Raw genomic sequence first — 18,920 nt, 5'->3', positions numbered from 1 at the left:
GCAATGCGGCACGCGGCGCGCGACACTCGATGTCGCGCGCCCGCATTAGAACGAAGACGAAAAGAAAGGCCTACGAGGAAGAACAATGAAATCCAGATTCGACACATGGATGATGCTGCTCGCCATCGCAGCAGCAGGCACGGCACAGGCACAGACGCGCGCAGCAGGCAACCCGCTCGATTCCCTCCCCCAGATCAACGCGCCGAAGAAAGGGCCGACCGTCACCGTGCAGGTCGCGCCGCAGGCACCGCAGTTGCAGGAGCTGCTGTCGCGGCACGTGACACCGACAACGTTCCAGGTCGAAGGCGTGAAGTCGGTGCCGTTCGACGAAATCTCGCGTCGCTTCACGCCCCTCGTCGGCAAGGACATCACGATCGGCGAGCTGATCGAAACCGCCAACGGCGTGACCAAGCTGTACCAGGATCGCGGCTATGCGCTGTCGTTCGCGTTCATTCCTGCGCAGACGTTCGAGAACGGCGTCGTGCGCGTCACGGTCGTCGAAGGCTACGTGGCGGACGTCAAGGTCACCGGCAAGCCCGGCGCGATGGAATCGAAGATCCGCGCGATCGCCGCGCACATCACGGCCGATCGCCCGCTGCGCCGCGCGACGTTCGAACGCTACGTGAACACCTTCGGCCTCCTGCCCGGCCTCACGGTGAAGGCCAACGTGCCGCCGCCGCAAACGACCGACGGTGCGACGACGCTCGAACTCGCCGTCGACCGCAAGGCATTCAACATCAGCACCGGCATCGATTTCAATCACCCGGGCGTCCAGGGGCTCATCACCGCAACGGAGAATGGCCTCACGTCGTTTGGCGAGCAATTGAGCATTTCCGCGCTGGTGCCGCCCGGACGCGACAAGCAGACCTACGTCGCATTCAGCGGCGCGGTGCCGGTCGGCAGCAGCGGCCTGGTCACGCGCCTCGACGCCAGCACGTATCGCGGCAAGCCGACCGACAACCCGGGCCTGCCGTCGACCGTCGAGCGCACGGTCAAGAACGAGAAGCTCGGTCTTTCGGCATCCTATCCATTGCTGCTGAATAACCAGCGCAGTCTGCTCGGCACCGTGTCGGGCTATGCGTCGCACAATGAAGACCGCTACCAGAACAAGATCACCGGCAACAGCATCGACACGCGCTCGCAGGTCCGCGTGCTGCAAATGCAGCTCGACTACACGAGCGTGTCGGCCAAGCAAGTCCAGAAACTCAGCGTCAACGTCGCGAAGGGCTTCAACATTCTCGGCGCGTCGAAATCGCAGGACATCACGATCGGCTCGAACACGACGTCGGTGGACAGCCCGATTTCGCTGACGTTCGTGCGCACCGGCGCGACCTTCACGCAGACCAACGAATGGCCGTTCAAGATCGGCACATCGGTCTCGCTGACCGGCCAGTACAGCCCCGATTCACTGCCGACGTCGGAACAGGTCTCGTTCGGTTCGACGCGCTATGCGCTCGGCTACCAGCCCGGCGAAACGTCGGGCGACTCGGGTTGGGGAATGTCGCTGGAGGTCAATCGCGGCTTCACGCCGGGCTGGACGTACATGAAGTCGATCACGCCGTACATCGCGTATGACATGGCACGCGTCTACCTGCATACGGGCACGCCGTCGCCGAGCCGCTTGTCGTCGGTCGCTATCGGCGTACGGTTTACGGACAGCCGCTACTACAGTCTCGACCTGAATATCGCGAAGCCGGTCGGCGATGCACCGGTTGAAAGCGCATCGCGCAGCCCGCGCGTGAATGCCGCGTTCTCATATCAGCTCAACTGATCGGTCACCAAACAGCCCGCGTCTCGCGAGCTGTTTGGAATAGAGTCCCCTCTATCAAACGCCGCGCGCGGTTTCACGTATTCTGACAAAGCTCGCAACATGCCACGCCCCATGCAGGCGGTCGTGCGGGCGAATCGAACACGACGTGAAACAAGGAGGAAGACAATGATTCAACTGACCCGCCCGTTGCGCGCACTGGCCGTCGCAAGTGCATTGCTCGCTTGCGCCGCCCCCACCTACGCCCAGACCGACAACCCCATCGGCATGTGGCAGACGATCGACGACAACACGCATCAGCCGAAGGCACTCGTGCAGATCGCCGACGACGGCGACGGTTCGCTGTCCGGCAAGGTCGTCAAGGGTCTCGGCGCCAACGACACGCCCGATCGTCGCTGCACCGCGTGCACGGACGAGCGCAAGGATCAGCTCATCAAAGGCATGACGATCATCAAGGCGATGAAGAAGGACGGCGACCACTGGGACGGCGGCAACATTCTCGACCCGGAAAACGGCAAGATCTACAAGTGCAAGATGTCGCTGGAAGACGGCGGCCAGAAGCTCGTCGTGCGCGGCTACATCGGCGTCTCGCTGCTTGGCCGATCGCAGACCTGGGTTCGCGCACAATAACTAACGCGACGCGCGTCGATACGCGCGACGCAATGAAAAATCGGCCTGCGATGTAGTCAGGCCGATTTTGTTTTGGTGCAGGCGTGAATGAAATCGAACGACTTCACGCTGCGTGCTTCAGCGTATCCGACGCATAGCTGCCCGGTGCACGATACACCGGCGCCGCGGCACCCCGCACCTCCGCCGCCTTCGATTGCGGGTGCTTGCGCATCCGCGTGGACAGTTCGTTGCACAGATTCACGCCTGCGTCGCCATACAGCTCGCGCATCACCTGCATCAACGTGCCGGTCTCGTGCCAGACCTTGAAGCGGCGATGACATGTCTGGTACGAAGGGTAACGACGCGGCATCGCTGACCAGGTCGCGCCGCTATAGATGACCCATAGAACGCCGTTCAGGACGGCGCGCGTATTGGCCAACGGTCGGCCGCGCAACTCGGTGCGGGGCTGCATTTCAGGCAGAAGCGGCACGACGCAGTGCCACTCGTGGTCGGTCAAATCGCGATACGGTGTCATGGATATCTCCAGCCTTAAGAACCATGACACAACGATATCGGCCGCCTTCAATGATGAATATAAGACAAGTCCGAAAATACCCGGGGATCGCGATAATTTGACCGGAATTGACGTTTGAAGCCTGTCATTTGTCGAAAACTACGATCACGTCAGCGAAGTATCGACAATGCGGCGCGGCGTTTCGAGATATTCCTTCGACTGCATCTCGACGATCCGCGATACCGTGCGCGCGAACTCGTTCGCCATCGGCCCCTCGATGTACAGTTGCTCCGCAGGCACCGCCGCGGACATCAGCAGCTTGACCTTGTGGTCGTACAGTACGTCGATGAGCCAGGTGAAGCGCCGCGCCTCCGATGCCATGCGTGGCGACATCTGCGGCACTTCGGACAGCACGATCGCGTGAAAACGGCTGGCCAGCTCGAGATAGTCGTTCTGCGAACGCGGGCCGCCGCAGAGCGTCGCGAAATCGAACCAGACGACCCCATCGGCCTTGCGCAACGCCTTCAGTTCGCGCTTCTCGATATGCAGGATCGGGCTTTCGTCCGGCACCGCCGCGAGCTTCGCGAATGCATGACGCAGTTCGCGATCGGCATCCGCGCCGAGCGGCGTGTGATACATCCGCACCTGCGCGAGCGTGCGCTGGCGATAGTCGACGCCCGCGTCGACGTTCAGCACGTCGAGCTTTTGCTTGATCAGCTCGATCGCCGGCAGCATGCGGTCGCGATGCAGGCCATCGGGATACAGGTCGTCGGGATCGTAGTTGGACGTCATCACGAACTGCACGCCGTTGTTGAACAGGCGATCGAGCAGCCGGTACAGGATCATCGCGTCCGCGATGTCCGATACGTGGAATTCGTCGAAGCAGATCAGCCGGTAGCGCTTCGCGATGCGTCGCGCGAGTTCGTCGAGCGGATCGGCCTGCCCTTTCAGCTCCTCGAGTTCGCGGTGCACTTCGCGCATGAATTCGTGGAAGTGCAGGCGCGTCTTGCGCTGCACGGGCACCACCGCGTAGAAGCTGTCCATCAGGAAGCTCTTGCCGCGGCCGACGCCGCCCCACATGTAGACACCACGCGGCAGGTCCGGATGATTGATGAGCTTCTTGAACGCGTTCGAGCGGCGCGCCTTGTAGTCGACCCACTCGTCGAAGCAGTGCTGCAAGCGATCGACGGCCGCGCGCTGCGCGGGATCGGACTGATAGCCGCGCGTGGTCAATTCGCGCGTGTAGTATTCGGTGACGTTCATCGGGCAAACCGGAAAAAACAAAGGCGAGCGGGAAACTCCCGCCCGCCTTCGTCATGAGGCGGCTGCGCCGGCCAAAGGCCGGCCGCCGCTATACCGCACTCAGCTGTTCAGCGAGCGCTTGTCGACGGCGAGCGCCGCTTCGCGCATCACTTCCGACATCGACGGGTGCGGATGGCAGATGCGGGCGATGTCTTCCGACGCCGCCTTGAACTCCATCGCCACCACGGCTTCGGCGATCAGGTCCGACGCGTTCGCCGCGATCACGTGCACGCCGAGCAGTTCGTCGGTCTTCGCGTCCGCGATCATCTTCACGAAACCGTCCGGCGCGTTCATGCCGAGCGCGCGACCGTTGATCGAGAACGGGAACTTGCCCGACTTGATCTCGCGGCCTTCGGCTTTCAGCTGCTGCTCCGTCTTGCCGACCCATGCGATTTCCGGGTACGTGTAGATCACCCACGGAATGCAGTTGTAGTCGATGTGCGGCTTCTGGCCGTCGATCACTTCCGCGACCAGCACGCCTTCGTCTTCCGCCTTGTGCGCGAGCATCGGGCCGCGCACCACGTCGCCGATCGCGTAGACGTTCGGCACGGCCGTACGGCAGTGGTCGTCCACGTCGATGAAGCCGCGCTCGTTCGCCTTCAGGCCGATTGCCTCGAGGCCGAGGTTGTCGGTGTTCGGCACGCGGCCGACCGACACGATCAGGCGGTCGGCGTCGAGCGTCTGCGCGTTGCCGTCCTTGTCCGTGTAAGCGATCGACACGCCATCTGCGGTCGTCTTCACGTCACCGATCTTCACGCCGAGATGGATGTCGAGGCCCTGCTTCTTGAACAGCTTGGCCGCTTCCTTCGCGAGCGCTTCGTCGGCTGCGCCGAGGAACGCCGGCAGCGCTTCGAGCACCGTCACTTCGGAACCCAGGCGACGCCACACCGAGCCGAGCTCGAGGCCGATCACGCCTGCGCCGATCACGGCGAGCTTCTTCGGTACCGACTCGAACGTCAGTGCACCTTCGTTGTCCGACACGATCTTGTTGTCGACCGGGACGTTCGGCAGGTGACGCGCCTTCGAGCCCGTCGCGATGATCACGTTCTTCGCGGTGACGACTTCGGTTTCACCTTCGCCGCTCACTTCGATCTGCACGCCGGCGTCGGTCTTGCCGGTGAACTTGCCATGGCCCTTCAGCCAGGTGATCTTGTTCTTCTTGAACAGGAACTCGATCCCGCTCGTCATCTTCTCGACGATCGCGTCCTTGCGGCCGAGCATCTTCGCGACGTCGATCTTCACGCCGTCGACCGTGATGCCGTGGTCGGCCAGGTGATGCGACGTGTTCTCGAACTCTTCCGACGACGCGAGCAGCGCCTTCGACGGAATGCAGCCGACGTTCAGGCAGGTGCCGCCGAGCTTCAGCGCGCCGGCCGGGTTCTTCCACTTCTCGATACAGGCAACGGTCTTGCCGAGCTGCGCGGCGCGAATCGCGGCGATGTAGCCACCGGGGCCGGCGCCGATCACGACGACGTCAAATTCCTTGGACATGACAATCCTTTCTACTTGTACGTCCGCGCGCTCGCGCGGTGGCGCGAGCGTGCGGAGCGGGTCAATGCAGTGAGACTCGGCTTACAGATCGAGCAGCAGGCGTGCCGGATCTTCCAGCGCATCCTTCATCGCGACGAGCGACAGCACGGCTTCGCGGCCGTCGATGATCCGGTGGTCGTACGACAGTGCCAGGTAGTTGATCGGACGGATCACGATCTGGCCGTTTTCGACAACCGGGCGCTCCTTCGTCGCATGCACGCCGAGGATGGCCGACTGCGGCGGGTTGATGATCGGGGTCGACAGCATCGAGCCGAACACGCCGCCGTTCGAGATCGAGAACGTACCGCCCGTCATTTCCTCGATCGACAGCTTGCCGTCCTTCGCCTTCTGACCGAATTCGGCAATCTTCTTCTCGATCTCGGCGAGGCTCAGTTGATCCGCATTGCGCAGGATCGGCACGACCAGGCCACGCGGCGAACCGACCGCGATACCGATGTCGAAGTAGCCGTGATAGACGATGTCGTTACCGTCGATCGACGCGTTCACCAGCGGGAACTTCTTCAGCGCGTGCACGGCCGCCTTCACGAAGAACGACATGAAGCCGAGCTTCACGCCATGTTCCTTCTCGAACTTGTCCTTGTACTTGTTACGCAGTTCCATGACCGGAGCCATGTTCACTTCGTTGAACGTCGTCAGGATCGCGTTGGTCTGCTGCGACTCGAGCAGGCGCTCGGCGATACGCGCACGCAGGCGCGACATCGGCACGCGCTGTTCCGGACGGTCGTTCAGCCACGTCGCTGCCGACGCCGGCACCTTCACCTCCGGCAGTGCCGGCTTCGCAGCGGCGGTCTTCGCCGGTGCAGCGGCCGGAGCCGCCTTCGGTGCGCTGCCTGCGGCCAGCGCGTCGCCCTTCGTGACGCGGCCGTCGCGGCCCGAACCTGCGACGTCGCCTGCCGACAGGCCCTTCTCGGCCAGCAGCTTCGACGCGGCCGGCGATGCGGCGGCCGAACTCGATGCAACGGCGGCGGCCGGCTGGGCTGCCGGTGCGGCTGCGGCCGGTGCTGCTGCCGGCTGCACTTCGGCAGCGCCTGCCGCGGCTTCGGCAGCACCTGCCTTCGCCTCGGTGTCGATCGTCGCGATGATCTGTTCGGCGACCACGGTGTCACCGTCGTTCTGCAGCACTTGCGCGAGCACGCCCGCGGCCGGTGCCGGCACTTCGAGCACGACCTTGTCGGTCTCGAGTTCGATCAGGATTTCGTCTTGCGCGACTGCTTCGCCCGGCTTCTTCTTCCACTGCAGCATGGTGGCTTCCGAAACCGACTCCGAAAGCTGGGGGACTTTGACTTCTACGATAGCCATGTGATTTTCCTGGATGCTTAATCTGGGTAATGACGAGGTTCGTGCGATTCCTTCGGCCGGCGCGGCGCGCGACGCGCCCGGCGGGCCAAAAGAGACGGGAAAGCGCAGCGCGCCTTCCCGTTTCGCTTCCGTCGGTTATTTCGCGATCGATGCGCTCTTCAGGCGGCCGAACGCACCTTCGATCAGTGCCTTCTGCTGCTCGTAGTGCTTCGCGTAGTAGCCAACCGCCGGCGAGGCCGAAGCCGGACGGCCGCTGTATGCCAGCTTCTGCCCTTCCTTCATGCCTTCCTTCAGGTGGTGCTCGACGTAGAACCAGGGGCCCTGGTTCTGCGGCTCGTCCTGCACCCAGACCACTTCAGTCGCGTTCTCGTACTTCTTCATTTCGGTTTCGAACTGCTTGTGCGCGAACGGATACAGCTGCTCGATACGGATGATCGCGACGTCGTTCGCCTTCGCTTCGCGGCGATGTGCGACGAGGTCGTAATACACGCGACCCGAGCATGCCAGCACGCGCTTGACCTTCTTCGCGTCGATGCCGCCGTCGGTTTCGCCCAGCACCGGCTGGAACGAACCCTTCGCGAGTTCCGACAGATCCGACACCGCTTCCTTGTGGCGCAGCAGCGACTTCGGCGTTGCGACGATCAGCGGCTTGCGGAACAGACGGATCATCTGGCGACGCAGCAGGTGGAAAATCTGCGCCGGAGTCGTCGGCTGAACGACCTGCATGTTGTGATCGGCACACAGTTGCAGGAAACGCTCGATACGGGTCGACGAGTGTTCCGGACCCTGGCCTTCGTAGCCGTGCGGCAGCAGCATCGTCAGACCCGACACGCGGCCCCACTTCACTTCACCCGACGAAATGAACTGGTCGATCACGACCTGCGCGCCGTTGACGAAGTCGCCGAACTGGGCTTCCCACAGCACGAGCGTGTTCGGCTCGGCGGTCGAGTAACCGTATTCGAAGCCCAGCACCGCTTCTTCCGACAGCACCGAGTCGATCACCGTGAACTTCGCCTGACCTTCGGCGATGTTCTGCAGCGGCACGTACGTGCCGTCGTTCCAGCGCTCGCGGTTCTGGTCGTGCAGCACCGCGTGACGGTGCGTGAACGTACCGCGGCCCGAGTCCTGGCCCGTCAGGCGCACCGAGTAGCCCGATGCGACGAGCGACGCGAATGCGAGGTGTTCGCCCATGCCCCAGTCGAGCGGCTGGTCGCCGCGCGCCATGTTGCGGCGGTCGTTGATCACGCGCTCGACGAGCGGGTGAACCTTGAAGTTTTCCGGGACCGTCGTGATGCGTTCGCCGAGGCGCTTCAGTTCGGCGAGCGGCACGGCCGTATCGGCTGCGTCCGTCCACTTGCGGTTCAGGAACGGAACCCAGTCGACCGCGTACTTGCTCTTGTAGTTCGACAGGACCGGATCAACGGTGTGGTGGCCGTCGTCCATCGCCTTGCGGTACGCCTTCACGTAGTTGTCGGCGTCTTCCGCGGTGATCACGCCCTGCTGCACGAGCTTCTCGGCGTACAGCGCACGGGTGCCCGGGTGCTGCGCGATCTTCTTGTACATCAGCGGCTGCGTGACCGCCGGCGTGTCCTGCTCGTTGTGACCCAGCTTGCGGAAGCAGACGATGTCGATCACGACATCCTTGTGGAACTGCATCCGGTAGTCGATCGCGATCTGGATCGCGAGCACGACGGCTTCCGGATCATCGCCGTTCACGTGCAGCACCGGCGCCTCGATCATCTTGACCACGTCGGTACAGTACAGCGTCGAGCGCGCGTCGCGCGGGTCGGACGTCGTGAAGCCGATCTGGTTGTTGATGACGATGTGCAGCGTGCCGTGCGTGCCGTAACCGCGCGTCTGCGCGAGGTTCAGCGTTTCCATCACGACGCCCTGGCCGGCGAAGGCCGCGTCGCCGTGGATCTGCACCGGCAGCACTTGCAGGCCGTCTTCGTCGCCGCGACGGTCCATCCGCGCCTTCGCGGAACCTTCGACCACCGGGTTCACGATTTCGAGGTGCGACGGGTTGAACGCGAGCGACAGGTGGACCGGGCCGCCTTCGGTCGACACGTCCGACGAGAAGCCCTTGTGATACTTCACGTCACCGGCCGGCAGGTCATCGACGTGCTTGCCTTCGAATTCGGCGAACAGGTCGGCCGGCATCTTGCCCAGCGTGTTGACCAGCACGTTCAGACGGCCGCGGTGCGCCATGCCGATGATGATTTCCTGCACGCCGGTCTTGCCTGCGTGCTGGACGACTTCGTCCATCGCCGCGATGAAGCTTTCGCCGCCTTCGAGCGAGAAGCGCTTCTGGCCGACGTACTTGGTGTGCAGATAGCGCTCGAGGCCTTCCGCTGCCGTCAGGCGATTCAGGATGTGCTTCTTCTTCTCGACCGAGAAGGCAGGCGTCGCGCGGGTCGATTCCAGGCGCTCCTGCCACCAGCGCTTCTGCTCCGGATCGCTGATGTACATGTACTCGGCGCCGATCGTGCCGCAGTACGTGTCACGCAAGCCCTTGACGATGTCGCGCAGCGAAGCCTGGTCGAAACCGAAATACAGGTTGCTTGCGCTGTACGTCTGGTCGAGGTCGCCTTCGGAGAAGTCGTAGAACGCGGGTTCGAGTTCGGGGATGGCGGGACGTTCGCGACGCTTCAGCGGATCCAGATTGGCCCATTGCGAGCCGAGGAAGCGATAGGCGCTGATGAGGGACTGGACGTGGACCTGCTTGCGCGCGGTCGCCAGATTGCTGGTGCTTTCGCGCGGGATGAAGGCATTGGCCTTCGCACGCTCGGCAAAGGATTCGACGATCGGAAAATGAGCGACGTCATTGGCAGTCGAGCCGTCGGTTGCAGGCACGTTCTGCAGCGCGTCGAAATACTCTCGCCAGTTCTCCGGCACCGATGCCGGATTGTTGAGGTATGCATCGTACAGTTCTTCAACGTACGAAGCATTGCCGCCGAACAGATAGGAGTTCAGCTGAAACTGCTTCATTACATCTGACATTTTACGCTCACCTTTCTTCGAGCTTCTCGAGAAATAGCGGGTTACTCAACCTTCCGCGACACGGCCTGACCGTTTAGCGGATTGCGAATCAAGTCTTGCTTGGAAGGACCTAAAACTTGCGTGCGCGCAGCATATCACAGAACCGATACCGAAGTTCACGACGACAGGTGCCCGAAAGCACCGCACGACGGGGTTTTGCCGGATTGCCACGGCCCTTGGGAACAGTGTTTTGCAACCACCCCGGTTGCGCATCGCGCGGATGCAAAAAAGGCCGCCCGAAGGCAGCCTTTTCCATCATGCATGGGAACGGTCGATGCTTAGTCGACTGCGCCTTCACGGCTCGCACGGCGACGCTCGTGCTCCTTCAGGAAGCGCTTGCGCAGGCGGATCGACTGCGGCGTCACTTCGACGAGCTCGTCGTCGTCGATGAATTCGACCGCGTATTCGAGCGACATCTGGACCGGCGGCACGAGACGCACGGCTTCGTCGGTACCCGACGCGCGCACGTTGGTCAGCTGCTTGCCCTTGATCGGGTTCACGACGAGGTCGTTGTCGCGGCTGTGGATGCCGATGATCATGCCCTCATACAGCGCGTCGCCCGGCTTCACGAACATGCGGCCGCGATCCTGCAGCTTCCACAGCGCGTACGCCACTGCCGCGCCGTCGTCCTGCGAGATCAGCACGCCGTTGCGACGCTCGAAGACCGAGCCGTCCTTGACCGGTGCGTACGAGTCGAAGATGTGGCTCATCAGGCCCGTGCCGCGCGTGAGCGTCAGGAATTCGCTCTGGAAGCCGATCAGGCCACGCGCCGAGATCTTGTATTCCAGACGCGTGCGGCCGCGGCCGTCCGACGCCATGTCGAGCATTTCGCCCTTGCGGCGGCCCAGCTCTTCCATCACGCCGCCCTGGTGCTCGTCCTCGACGTCGACGGTCAGCAACTCGTACGGCTCGTGCCGCACGCCGTCGATTTCCTGCATTACGACGCGCGGACGCGACACGGCCAGCTCATAGCCTTCACGGCGCATGTTTTCGACGAGAATCGTCAGGTGCAGTTCGCCGCGGCCCGAGACTTCGAACACCGTTTCGTCGCCCGTGTCCTTCACGCGCAGCGCGACGTTGTGGTTCAGTTCCTTCATCAGGCGATCGCGGATCTGGCGGCTCGTCACGAACTTGCCTTCGCGGCCGGCCAGCGGCGACGAGTTGACGAGGAAGTTCATCGTCAGCGTCGGCTCGTCGACGGTGATCATCGGCAGTGCTTCCGGCGTATCCACCGCGCAGATCGTTGCGCCGATGCCGACATCTTCAATACCGTTGATCAGCACGATGTCGCCTGCTTCGGCCGAGTCGACCTGCACGCGCTCGAGGCCCGTGAACGACAGCACCTGGTTGATCTTGCGGTTCAGCACATCGCCTTCCGGGCCGAAGCGCATCACGACCGGCTGACCCGGCTTGATGCGGCCGCGCGTGATGCGGCCGACGCCGATCCGGCCAACGTACGTCGAATAGTCGAGCGACGTGATCTGCAGCTGCAGCGGCGCGTCCGGATCGGCCGGACGGACCGGCACGTGCTGGAGGACCGCCTCGAACAGCGGGCGCATGTCGCCTTCGCGCGCCGCCGGGTCGAGCGACGCATAGCCGTTCAGGCCCGATGCGTAGACGATCGGGAAGTCGAGTTGCTCCTCGGTCGCGCCCAGCTTGTCGAACAGGTCGAAGGTCTGGTTGATGACCCAGTCGATCCGCGCACCCGGACGATCGATCTTGTTGACGATGACGATCGGCTTCAGGCCGAGCGCGAGCGCCTTCTTCGTGACGAAGCGGGTCTGCGGCATCGGGCCTTCGACCGCGTCGACGAGCAGCAGCACCGAGTCGACCATCGACAGCACGCGCTCCACTTCGCCGCCGAAGTCCGCGTGCCCCGGGGTGTCGACGATGTTGATGTGCGTGCCTTCATATTCGACCGCACAGTTCTTCGCGAGAATCGTGATCCCGCGCTCTTTTTCGATGTCGTTCGAGTCCATCACCCGTTCGGCAATCTGCTGGTTCTCGCGGAAGGTGCCGGACTGGCGGAGCAGTTGGTCGACGAGCGTGGTCTTGCCGTGGTCGACGTGGGCGATGATGGCGATATTGCGAAGGGCGCGGGTCATAGAAACCTGGAAATTCGTTGAACGCGCAAACGCGCACGCTCGTCAGTCACCGGGACACGTGCGCGCGCGTTGCAGCTTGGAAACCACAAATTATAGCACGTGAGCGTGGCGGGAGCCGGACTGTTCGTTGCAGCGCAACAAACGGCCCCGCCCTGCCGTCGTCTAAACCCGGTCAACCCGGCATGCCGACACGCCGAAGACCCTGACGTCGACAAGGGGATTTTGGGGCACGGAGCGCGCCCTCGCCCGTTCGATTAACATTTGCCGCGGCAAACAATTGTGCCTATACTGCTGCCTAGTCAACTATTGCAGCCTCAGGGTTTTATGTCGGATTCTCCTTCCCAATCGCCTGTTTCGCCGCTGTCCTCGTATCAGATGAACGACAGCGTCGGTTATCTGATGTCGCGCGTGAAATCAGTGATGACCAACCTCGTCACCCAGCGCACGCAGGAGGAGCTCGGCATCACGGGCACGCAGGCGAGCATGCTGTTCATGATCGCGGTCGGCAAATGCTCGACGGCCGCCGAGCTTGCGCGGGAATACGGGATCGACGCGAGCGCGGTCACGCGCCTGCTCGATCGCGTCGAGAAGCGCGGCCTGCTGTCCCGCGTGCGCAGCATCGAGGATCGGCGGGTCGTGCGGCTCGAGCTGACCGACGAAGGCCGCGCGCTGGCCGAGCGGTTGCCGCCGGTGTTCCGCAGCGTGCTCGACGAGCTGCTGGGCGGGTTTACGCCGGAAGAAGTCGGATTCCTCAAGAGCATGCTGCGCCGCATTCTCAGCAACTATTGCGAGACCGCCGGCGGTAGCGTGCCGCAATAGTTGCCATAACAATTACTTTTGACAGATTAATGTAAGGAAATCCTTGCAGTGTCCATCATTCATTCCGAGTCAGGGAACAGCGCGATGAAATCCTCCCCGTTGTCCGTGCGCGCCGGGTCGTGCCGCGCCGCCGTCGCCGCCGCGCTTGCCGCGCTGGCGCTGGCGGGCTGCGCAAACTACATCGGCATCAAGAGCGACAAGCAGATCGCTCCCGCGTCGCAATTCGAAGCCACCCAGAGCCTGCCGGCCCAGGGCGGCCAGTGGCCGGCGCTCGACTGGGCAAACCAGTTCGGCGATCCGCAGTTGCCGAAGCTGATCGACGAGGCGCTCCAGGGCAACCCGTCGATCGCGCAGGCGCAGGCGCGCATCGCGAAAGCCTCGTCGTACATCGAATCGTCGCGCTCGAACCTGATGCCGAAGGCCGAAGCCAGCTACTCGTGGACGCGCGAGCTGTATTCGTCGAACGCGCTGTTCCCGCCCCCGTACGGCGGCCAGTGGTACAGCGAGAACAACGCGCTCGCGAGCGCGTCGTGGGATCTCGACCTGTGGGGCAAGAATCGCGAGCGCTTGCACACGGCCGTGTCGCAGGAAAAGGCCGCCGAAGCCGACATGCAGCAGGCGCGCATCACGCTCGCGGCGTCGGTCGCCCGCACCTACAACTCGCTCGCGCAACTGTATGCGCTGCGCGACATCGCGCAACGCGAGATCACCAACCGCCAGACGGTCGGCAAGATCACCGACGGCCGCGTGTCGGCCGGCCTCGACACCAACGTGGAACGCCAGACCGCGCGCGGCAATATCGCGACGACCCAGGCGTCGCTGTCCGACCTCGACGGCCAGATCACGACCGTGCGCTACCAGCTCGCTGCGCTGCTCGGCAAGGGTCCGGACCGCGGGCTGCAGATCGCCGCGCCGGTGATGAGCCCGGCCGGCGACGTCGCGCTGCCCGGCAACCTGCCGGCCGACCTCGTGGCGCGGCGCCCCGACATCGTCGCCGCGCGCTGGCAGGTCGAGGCCGCGATGCACGACGTGAAGGAAGCGAAGGCCGAGTTCTTCCCGGACGTGAACCTCGCGGCCGGCTTCGGCTTCGATGCGTTCGGCTGGGGCAAATTCCTGAATTTCGCGAGCCGCCAGGCGCAGTTCGGCCCGGCCATCCACCTGCCGATCTTCGATGCCGGCGCGTTGCGCGCGCAGCTCAAGGGCCGCTATGCGGACTTCGACCTGTCGGTCGCGAACTACAACCAGACGCTGATCAACGCGCTGAACGACGTCGCGACGCAGGTCGCGTCGATCCGCGCGGTCGATCGCCAGATGGACGACGCGCAGCGTGCGCTCGACGCGTCGACGCGTGCGTACGATCTCGCCGTGATCCGCTACAAGGCCGGCCTGTCGCCCCAGCTCCAGGTGCTGACCGCGGACAGCAACCGCCTCGCATCGGAACAGACGGTGACCAACCTGAAGATGCGCCGGCGCGACATGCAGCTCGCGCTGATCAAGGCGCTCGGCGGCGGGTTCGACGCGACCGGCACGCGGCTCGCCGCGCCCGACGCCGACAAGCCGACGAAACAGGCCGCCAACTGATCCGGCGCCACCACTACGCAGACACTCGAAATAACGGACGGAGAAAATCGCCATGAGCGACCCTCAACAAAACGCCGCCAGCGCACAGCCGCAGAACAACGGGAAGCGCAAACGGATGATGACGCTGCTGATCGCGGTCATCGTGATCGCGGCCATCGCGTACGGCCTGTACTACTTCCTCGTCGCGCGCTTCCATGAAGAGACCGACGACGCGTACGTGAACGGCAACGTCGTGCAGATCACGCCGCAGATCACGGGTACCGTGATCGCCGTGAAGGCCGACGATACGCAGACGGTCAAGGCCGGCGACCCGCTGGTCGTGCTCGATCCGGCCGACTCGCAGGTCGCGCTGCAGCAGGCCGAGGCGAACCTCGCGCAGACGGTGCGCCAGGTGCGCGGCCTGTTCGTCAACGACGATCAGTACCGTGCGCAAGTCGCGCTGCGCCAGTCCGACCTGTCGAAGGCGCAGGACGACCTGCGCCGCCGGGTGGCCGTCGCGCAGACGGGCGCCGTGTCGCAGGAAGAAATCTCCCACGCACGCGACGCGGTGCGCGCCGCCCAGGCGTCGGTCGACGCGGCGCAACAGCAGCTCGCATCGAACCGCGCGCTGACCGCGAACACGACGATCGCGTCGCATCCGAACGTGATGGCTGCTGCTGCGAAGGTTCGCGACGCGTACCTCGCGAACGCACGTAACGTGCTGCCCGCGCCGGTCACCGGCTATGTCGCGAAGCGCTCGGTGCAGGTCGGCCAGCGCGTGTCGCCGGGCAACCCGCTGATGTCGGTCGTGCCGCTGAATGCGGTGTGGGTCGATGCGAACTTCAAGGAAGTCCAGCTCAAGCACATGCGCATCGGCCAGCCGGTCGAGCTGACGGCCGACATCTATGGCTCGTCAGCCGTCTACCACGGCAAGGTCGTCGGCTTCTCGGCCGGGACGGGCTCGGCGTTCTCGCTGCTGCCGGCGCAGAACGCGACGGGCAACTGGATCAAGGTCGTGCAGCGCCTGCCGGTGCGTATCGAGATCGACCCGAAGGAGCTCGAGAAGCATCCGCTGCGCATCGGCCTGTCGATGCAGGTCGACGTCGACATCAAGGACGAGCGCGGCGACCAGCTCGCCAACGCGCAGAACACCGTCTACGAGACCAACGTGTTCGCGAAGTACGGCGATGAAGCCGACGCCGAGATCGCACGCATCGTCGCCGAGAACGCCGGCGGCAACGCAGCGGCGCCGGCCGCGGCTGCAGCGAAATCGAGCGGCGCCGCCAAGATGATGTAACGACTCCGACTCCGGAAAAACTACCGACATGGCACAGGCTCCAGTCTCCCACCCGCCCTTGCAGGGCGGGCAACTCGTGCTCGGGACGATCGCGGTATCGCTCGCGGTGTTCATGAACGTGCTCGACACGTCCATCGCGAACGTCGCGATCCCGACCATCTCGGGCGACCTCGGCGTATCGTCCGACCAGGGTACGTGGGTCATCACGTCGTTCGCGGTCGCGAACGCGATCTCCGTGCCGCTGACGGGCTGGCTGACCGATCGCTTCGGACAGGTTCGCCTGTTCATCGCGTCGATCATCCTGTTCGTCATCTCGTCGTGGATGTGCGGGCTGGCGCCGAGCCTGCCGTTCCTGCTCGCGTCGCGCGTGCTCCAGGGCGCGGTCGCGGGGCCGATGATTCCGCTGTCGCAATCGCTGCTGCTGTCGAGCTACCCGCGCGCGAAGGCGCCGATGGCGCTCGCGCTGTGGTCGATGACGACGCTGATCGCACCGGTCGCGGGCCCGATCCTCGGTGGCTGGATCTCGGACAACTATTCGTGGCCGTGGATCTTCTACGTGAACATCCCGGTCGGCATCGCCGCCGCGCTGGCCACGTGGTCGATCTATCGCACGCGCGAATCGACGGTGCGCCGCGCGCCGATCGATGGCGTCGGCCTCGCGCTGCTCGTGCTTTGGGTCGGTTCGCTGCAGATCATGCTCGACAAGGGCAAGGATCTCGACTGGTTCGCGTCGACGACGATCATCGCGCTCGCGCTGATCGCGATCATCTCGTTCGCGTTCTTCGTGATCTGGGAGCTGACGGCCGAACATCCAGTCGTCGACCTGTCGCTGTTCCGCATGCGCAATTTCACGGGCGGCACGATCGCGCTCGCGGTCGGCTACGGGCTCTACTTCGGCAACCTCGTGCTGCTGCCGCTGTGGCTGCAGACCCAGATTGGCTACACGGCCACCGATGCGGGCCTCGTGATGGCGCCCGTCGGGCTGTTCGCGATCCTGCTGTCGCCGCTGACCGGCAAGTTCCTGCCGCGCACGGACCCGCGCTACATCGCGACCGCCGCGTTCCTGACGTTCGCGCTGTGCTTCTGGATGCGCTCGCGCTACACGACCGGGGTCGACGAGTGGTCACTGACGCTGCCGACGCTCGTGCAAGGCATCGCGATGGCCGGCTTCTTCATCCCGCTCGTGTCGATCACGCTGTCCGGCCTGCCCGGCCATCGCATTCCCGCGGCATCGGGCTTGTCGAACTTCGTGCGGATCATGTGCGGCGGCATCGGCACGTCGATCTTCCAGACCGCGTGGGATCACCGGAACAACTTCCACCACGCGCAACTCGTCGAGCAGGCCAATCCATATAATCCGACGTTCAACCAGGCCGTCACGCAGATGGGCAACCTCGGGCTGACGCAGAACCAGGCGCATGGCCTCATCAACAACATGGCCACGCAGCAGGCCGCGCAGCTGGGCGTGAACGATCTGTTCTATATCTCGGCGGCGATCTTCGTGCTGCTGATCGGACTGATCTGGATCACGAAGCCCGAACGCGCGGGCGGCGGCGATGCGGGTGCGGCGGCGTCGGCTGCACACTGAGCACCGCGCTCGAACGAGCGCGCCAAACAAAATAGCCCGGTCGACTCCGACCGGGCTATTTTTTCATTCCGACGGCGCTGGCGCGCCGCGCATCATGCAGCCGTCACGACCAGGCGTTCGGGTGCGAGCACGCCGTTGGCCTTGCGCGCCACGCCGAGCAGCCGCGCCGCATCGTACACGCGCACACGCTCGCCCTCCGCCGCATCGATCGGATCGAGCGCCGACAGCGGCAAGCGCTGACCATGCAGGAAGCGCTTCGCGCCGGCTTCGTCCAGACGCACCAGCGGAAACGTCGACAGCAGCGCGTCGACCGGCTGAAGCCACGCATCGCGCGCCGCTTCGTCCGCGTCGGACAGCGCGTCGAGCGTCACCGCATGCTCGAGCGTCAGTGCACCGACACCCGTGCGACGCAACATCGTCAGATGGGCGCCGCAACCGAGCGCTTCGCCGATATCTTCGGCCAGCGTACGCACATACGTGCCCTTGCTGCAGGTCACGCGAAACGTCACGTCCGGCAGCTCGCAGGCCAGCAGGTCGAGTGCATGAATCGTCACGTTGCGGCCTTCCCGTTCGACGGTCTGGCCCGCGCGCGCATATTCGTACAGCGGCTTGCCGTCACGCTTGAGCGCCGAATACATCGGCGGCACCTGCACGATCTCGCCGGTAAAGCGTGCGAGTGCGGCTTCCACCGCCGCCCGGTCGCATTCGACGGCGCGTGTGTCGAGCACGTCGCCTTCCGCGTCGCCGGTGGTCGTGCGTACGCCTAGACGCATCGTCGCTTCGTAGGTCTTGTCCGCTTCCAGCAAGTCCTGCGAGAACTTCGTCGCCTCGCCAAAGCACAGCGGCAACAGGCCCGAGGCCAGCGGATCGAGCGTGCCGGTGTGACCGGCTTTCTTCGCGAGAAGCAGGCGCTTCGCGCGAATCAGGGCGTCGTTGCTCGACAGACCAACCGGCTTGTCGAGCAGGAGGACGCCGTCCAGCGCGCGCCGAGGCACGCGCGGACGCTGGGGGGCTGCAGTCTTCATAGGGCGCGCGCGCTCAATCGTCCTTCGCAGGCGCGTCGGCTTCGTCGTCGTCCTTCGCGCGCGTCGAGTTGGCCTCCTTGATCAGGCGCGACATTTCCACGGCCTTCTCGATCGTCTGGTCGTAATGGAAATGCAGCGTCGGCACCGTATGAATGTGCAGGCGTTTGAACAGCAGGTTGTGAAGGTGACCCGACGCGTGGTTCAGCGCTTCCTGCGTCTTGTCCGGATCGCCGGTGAGCGCCGTGAAATAGATCTTCGCGTGCGCGTAGTCCGGCGTGAGCTCCACACTCTGGATGGTCACGATACCGATGCGCGGGTCTTTGACCTCGCGCATGATGAGTTCGGACAGATCGCGCTGAATCTGGTCGGCAATCTGAACGTTGCGATTGGGGGAAGTACGTTTCCTGGACATGATCGATCCCTGATTCGTTTATCAGGATAATG

General features: G+C 64.1%; 14 protein-coding genes. 6 read left to right on the top strand and 8 right to left on the bottom strand.

What is annotated here, in order from left to right; genetic code table 11:
- Nucleotides 1-85 precede the first annotated feature (85 nt).
- On the top strand, nt 86-1,771 hold the full coding sequence (locus ACVK00_RS30480) for a ShlB/FhaC/HecB family hemolysin secretion/activation protein (RefSeq protein WP_284891642.1): 1,686 nt from the start codon (nt 86-88) through the stop codon (nt 1,769-1,771).
- A gap of 165 nt (nt 1,772-1,936) precedes the next feature.
- The gene (locus ACVK00_RS30475; protein WP_228907490.1) at nt 1,937-2,398 is read left to right on the top strand and encodes a DUF2147 domain-containing protein; all 462 of its coding nucleotides are present in this window, start codon (nt 1,937-1,939) and stop codon (nt 2,396-2,398) included.
- A gap of 103 nt (nt 2,399-2,501) precedes the next feature.
- Here ACVK00_RS30475 and ACVK00_RS30470 read toward each other — a convergent pair whose 3' ends face one another.
- The 6 genes from ACVK00_RS30470 to typA all read right to left on the bottom strand — a co-directional run bounded on the left by ACVK00_RS30470 (nt 2,502) and on the right by typA (nt 12,187).
- Nucleotides 2,502-2,942, bottom strand: a complete 441-nt coding sequence (locus tag ACVK00_RS30470; RefSeq protein ID WP_228907489.1) for a transposase — start codon at nt 2,940-2,942, stop codon at nt 2,502-2,504.
- A gap of 114 nt (nt 2,943-3,056) precedes the next feature.
- Entirely contained in the window at nt 3,057-4,154 is a 1,098-nt protein-coding gene (gene zapE, locus ACVK00_RS30465; RefSeq protein ID WP_166721504.1) for a cell division protein ZapE, read from the bottom strand.
- Between the two features lie 99 nt (nt 4,155-4,253).
- Nucleotides 4,254-5,684, bottom strand: coding sequence for a dihydrolipoyl dehydrogenase (gene lpdA / locus ACVK00_RS30460; RefSeq protein ID WP_166721503.1), 1,431 nt, complete (start codon nt 5,682-5,684; stop codon nt 4,254-4,256).
- Between the two features lie 81 nt (nt 5,685-5,765).
- Nucleotides 5,766-7,043, bottom strand: a complete 1,278-nt coding sequence (odhB, locus tag ACVK00_RS30455) for a 2-oxoglutarate dehydrogenase complex dihydrolipoyllysine-residue succinyltransferase (RefSeq protein ID WP_228907488.1) — start codon at nt 7,041-7,043, stop codon at nt 5,766-5,768.
- A 135-nt stretch (nt 7,044-7,178) separates the two neighbouring features.
- The gene (locus ACVK00_RS30450) at nt 7,179-10,043 is read right to left on the bottom strand and encodes a 2-oxoglutarate dehydrogenase E1 component (protein WP_228907487.1); all 2,865 of its coding nucleotides are present in this window, start codon (nt 10,041-10,043) and stop codon (nt 7,179-7,181) included.
- Between the two features lie 317 nt (nt 10,044-10,360).
- Complete coding sequence (gene typA, locus ACVK00_RS30445; protein ID WP_228907486.1) at nt 10,361-12,187, bottom strand: translational GTPase TypA; 1,827 nt, start codon at nt 12,185-12,187, stop codon at nt 10,361-10,363.
- A 324-nt stretch (nt 12,188-12,511) separates the two neighbouring features.
- Between typA and ACVK00_RS30440 the strand changes: the two genes are divergently transcribed.
- The 4 genes from ACVK00_RS30440 (at nt 12,512) to ACVK00_RS30425 (ending at nt 17,451) form a co-directional block, all read left to right on the top strand.
- The gene (locus ACVK00_RS30440) at nt 12,512-13,006 is read left to right on the top strand and encodes a MarR family winged helix-turn-helix transcriptional regulator (protein ID WP_284891644.1); all 495 of its coding nucleotides are present in this window, start codon (nt 12,512-12,514) and stop codon (nt 13,004-13,006) included.
- 84 nt (nt 13,007-13,090) lie between these two features.
- Complete coding sequence (locus tag ACVK00_RS30435) at nt 13,091-14,587, top strand: efflux transporter outer membrane subunit (RefSeq protein ID WP_354122963.1); 1,497 nt, start codon at nt 13,091-13,093, stop codon at nt 14,585-14,587.
- A gap of 52 nt (nt 14,588-14,639) precedes the next feature.
- On the top strand, nt 14,640-15,863 hold the full coding sequence (locus ACVK00_RS30430) for an HlyD family secretion protein (protein WP_228907483.1): 1,224 nt from the start codon (nt 14,640-14,642) through the stop codon (nt 15,861-15,863).
- Nucleotides 15,864-15,891: 28 nt separating this feature from the next.
- Complete coding sequence (locus tag ACVK00_RS30425) at nt 15,892-17,451, top strand: DHA2 family efflux MFS transporter permease subunit (protein WP_228907482.1); 1,560 nt, start codon at nt 15,892-15,894, stop codon at nt 17,449-17,451.
- 92 nt (nt 17,452-17,543) lie between these two features.
- On the opposite strand, the gene truB is transcribed toward ACVK00_RS30425, so the two are convergent.
- Nucleotides 17,544-18,476: a tRNA pseudouridine(55) synthase TruB gene (truB, locus tag ACVK00_RS30420; RefSeq protein ID WP_175798254.1), complete on the bottom strand. Its 933-nt coding sequence runs from the start codon at nt 18,474-18,476 to the stop codon at nt 17,544-17,546.
- A gap of 13 nt (nt 18,477-18,489) precedes the next feature.
- Nucleotides 18,490-18,888: a 30S ribosome-binding factor RbfA gene (gene rbfA, locus ACVK00_RS30415; protein WP_006752288.1), complete on the bottom strand. Its 399-nt coding sequence runs from the start codon at nt 18,886-18,888 to the stop codon at nt 18,490-18,492.
- Nucleotides 18,889-18,920 lie beyond the last annotated feature (32 nt).

Source organism: Burkholderia sp. PvR073, from assembly GCF_054055695.1.
Note: the sequence above shows the minus strand (reverse complement) of the source record. Positions and strands in the feature narration are given on the sequence as shown.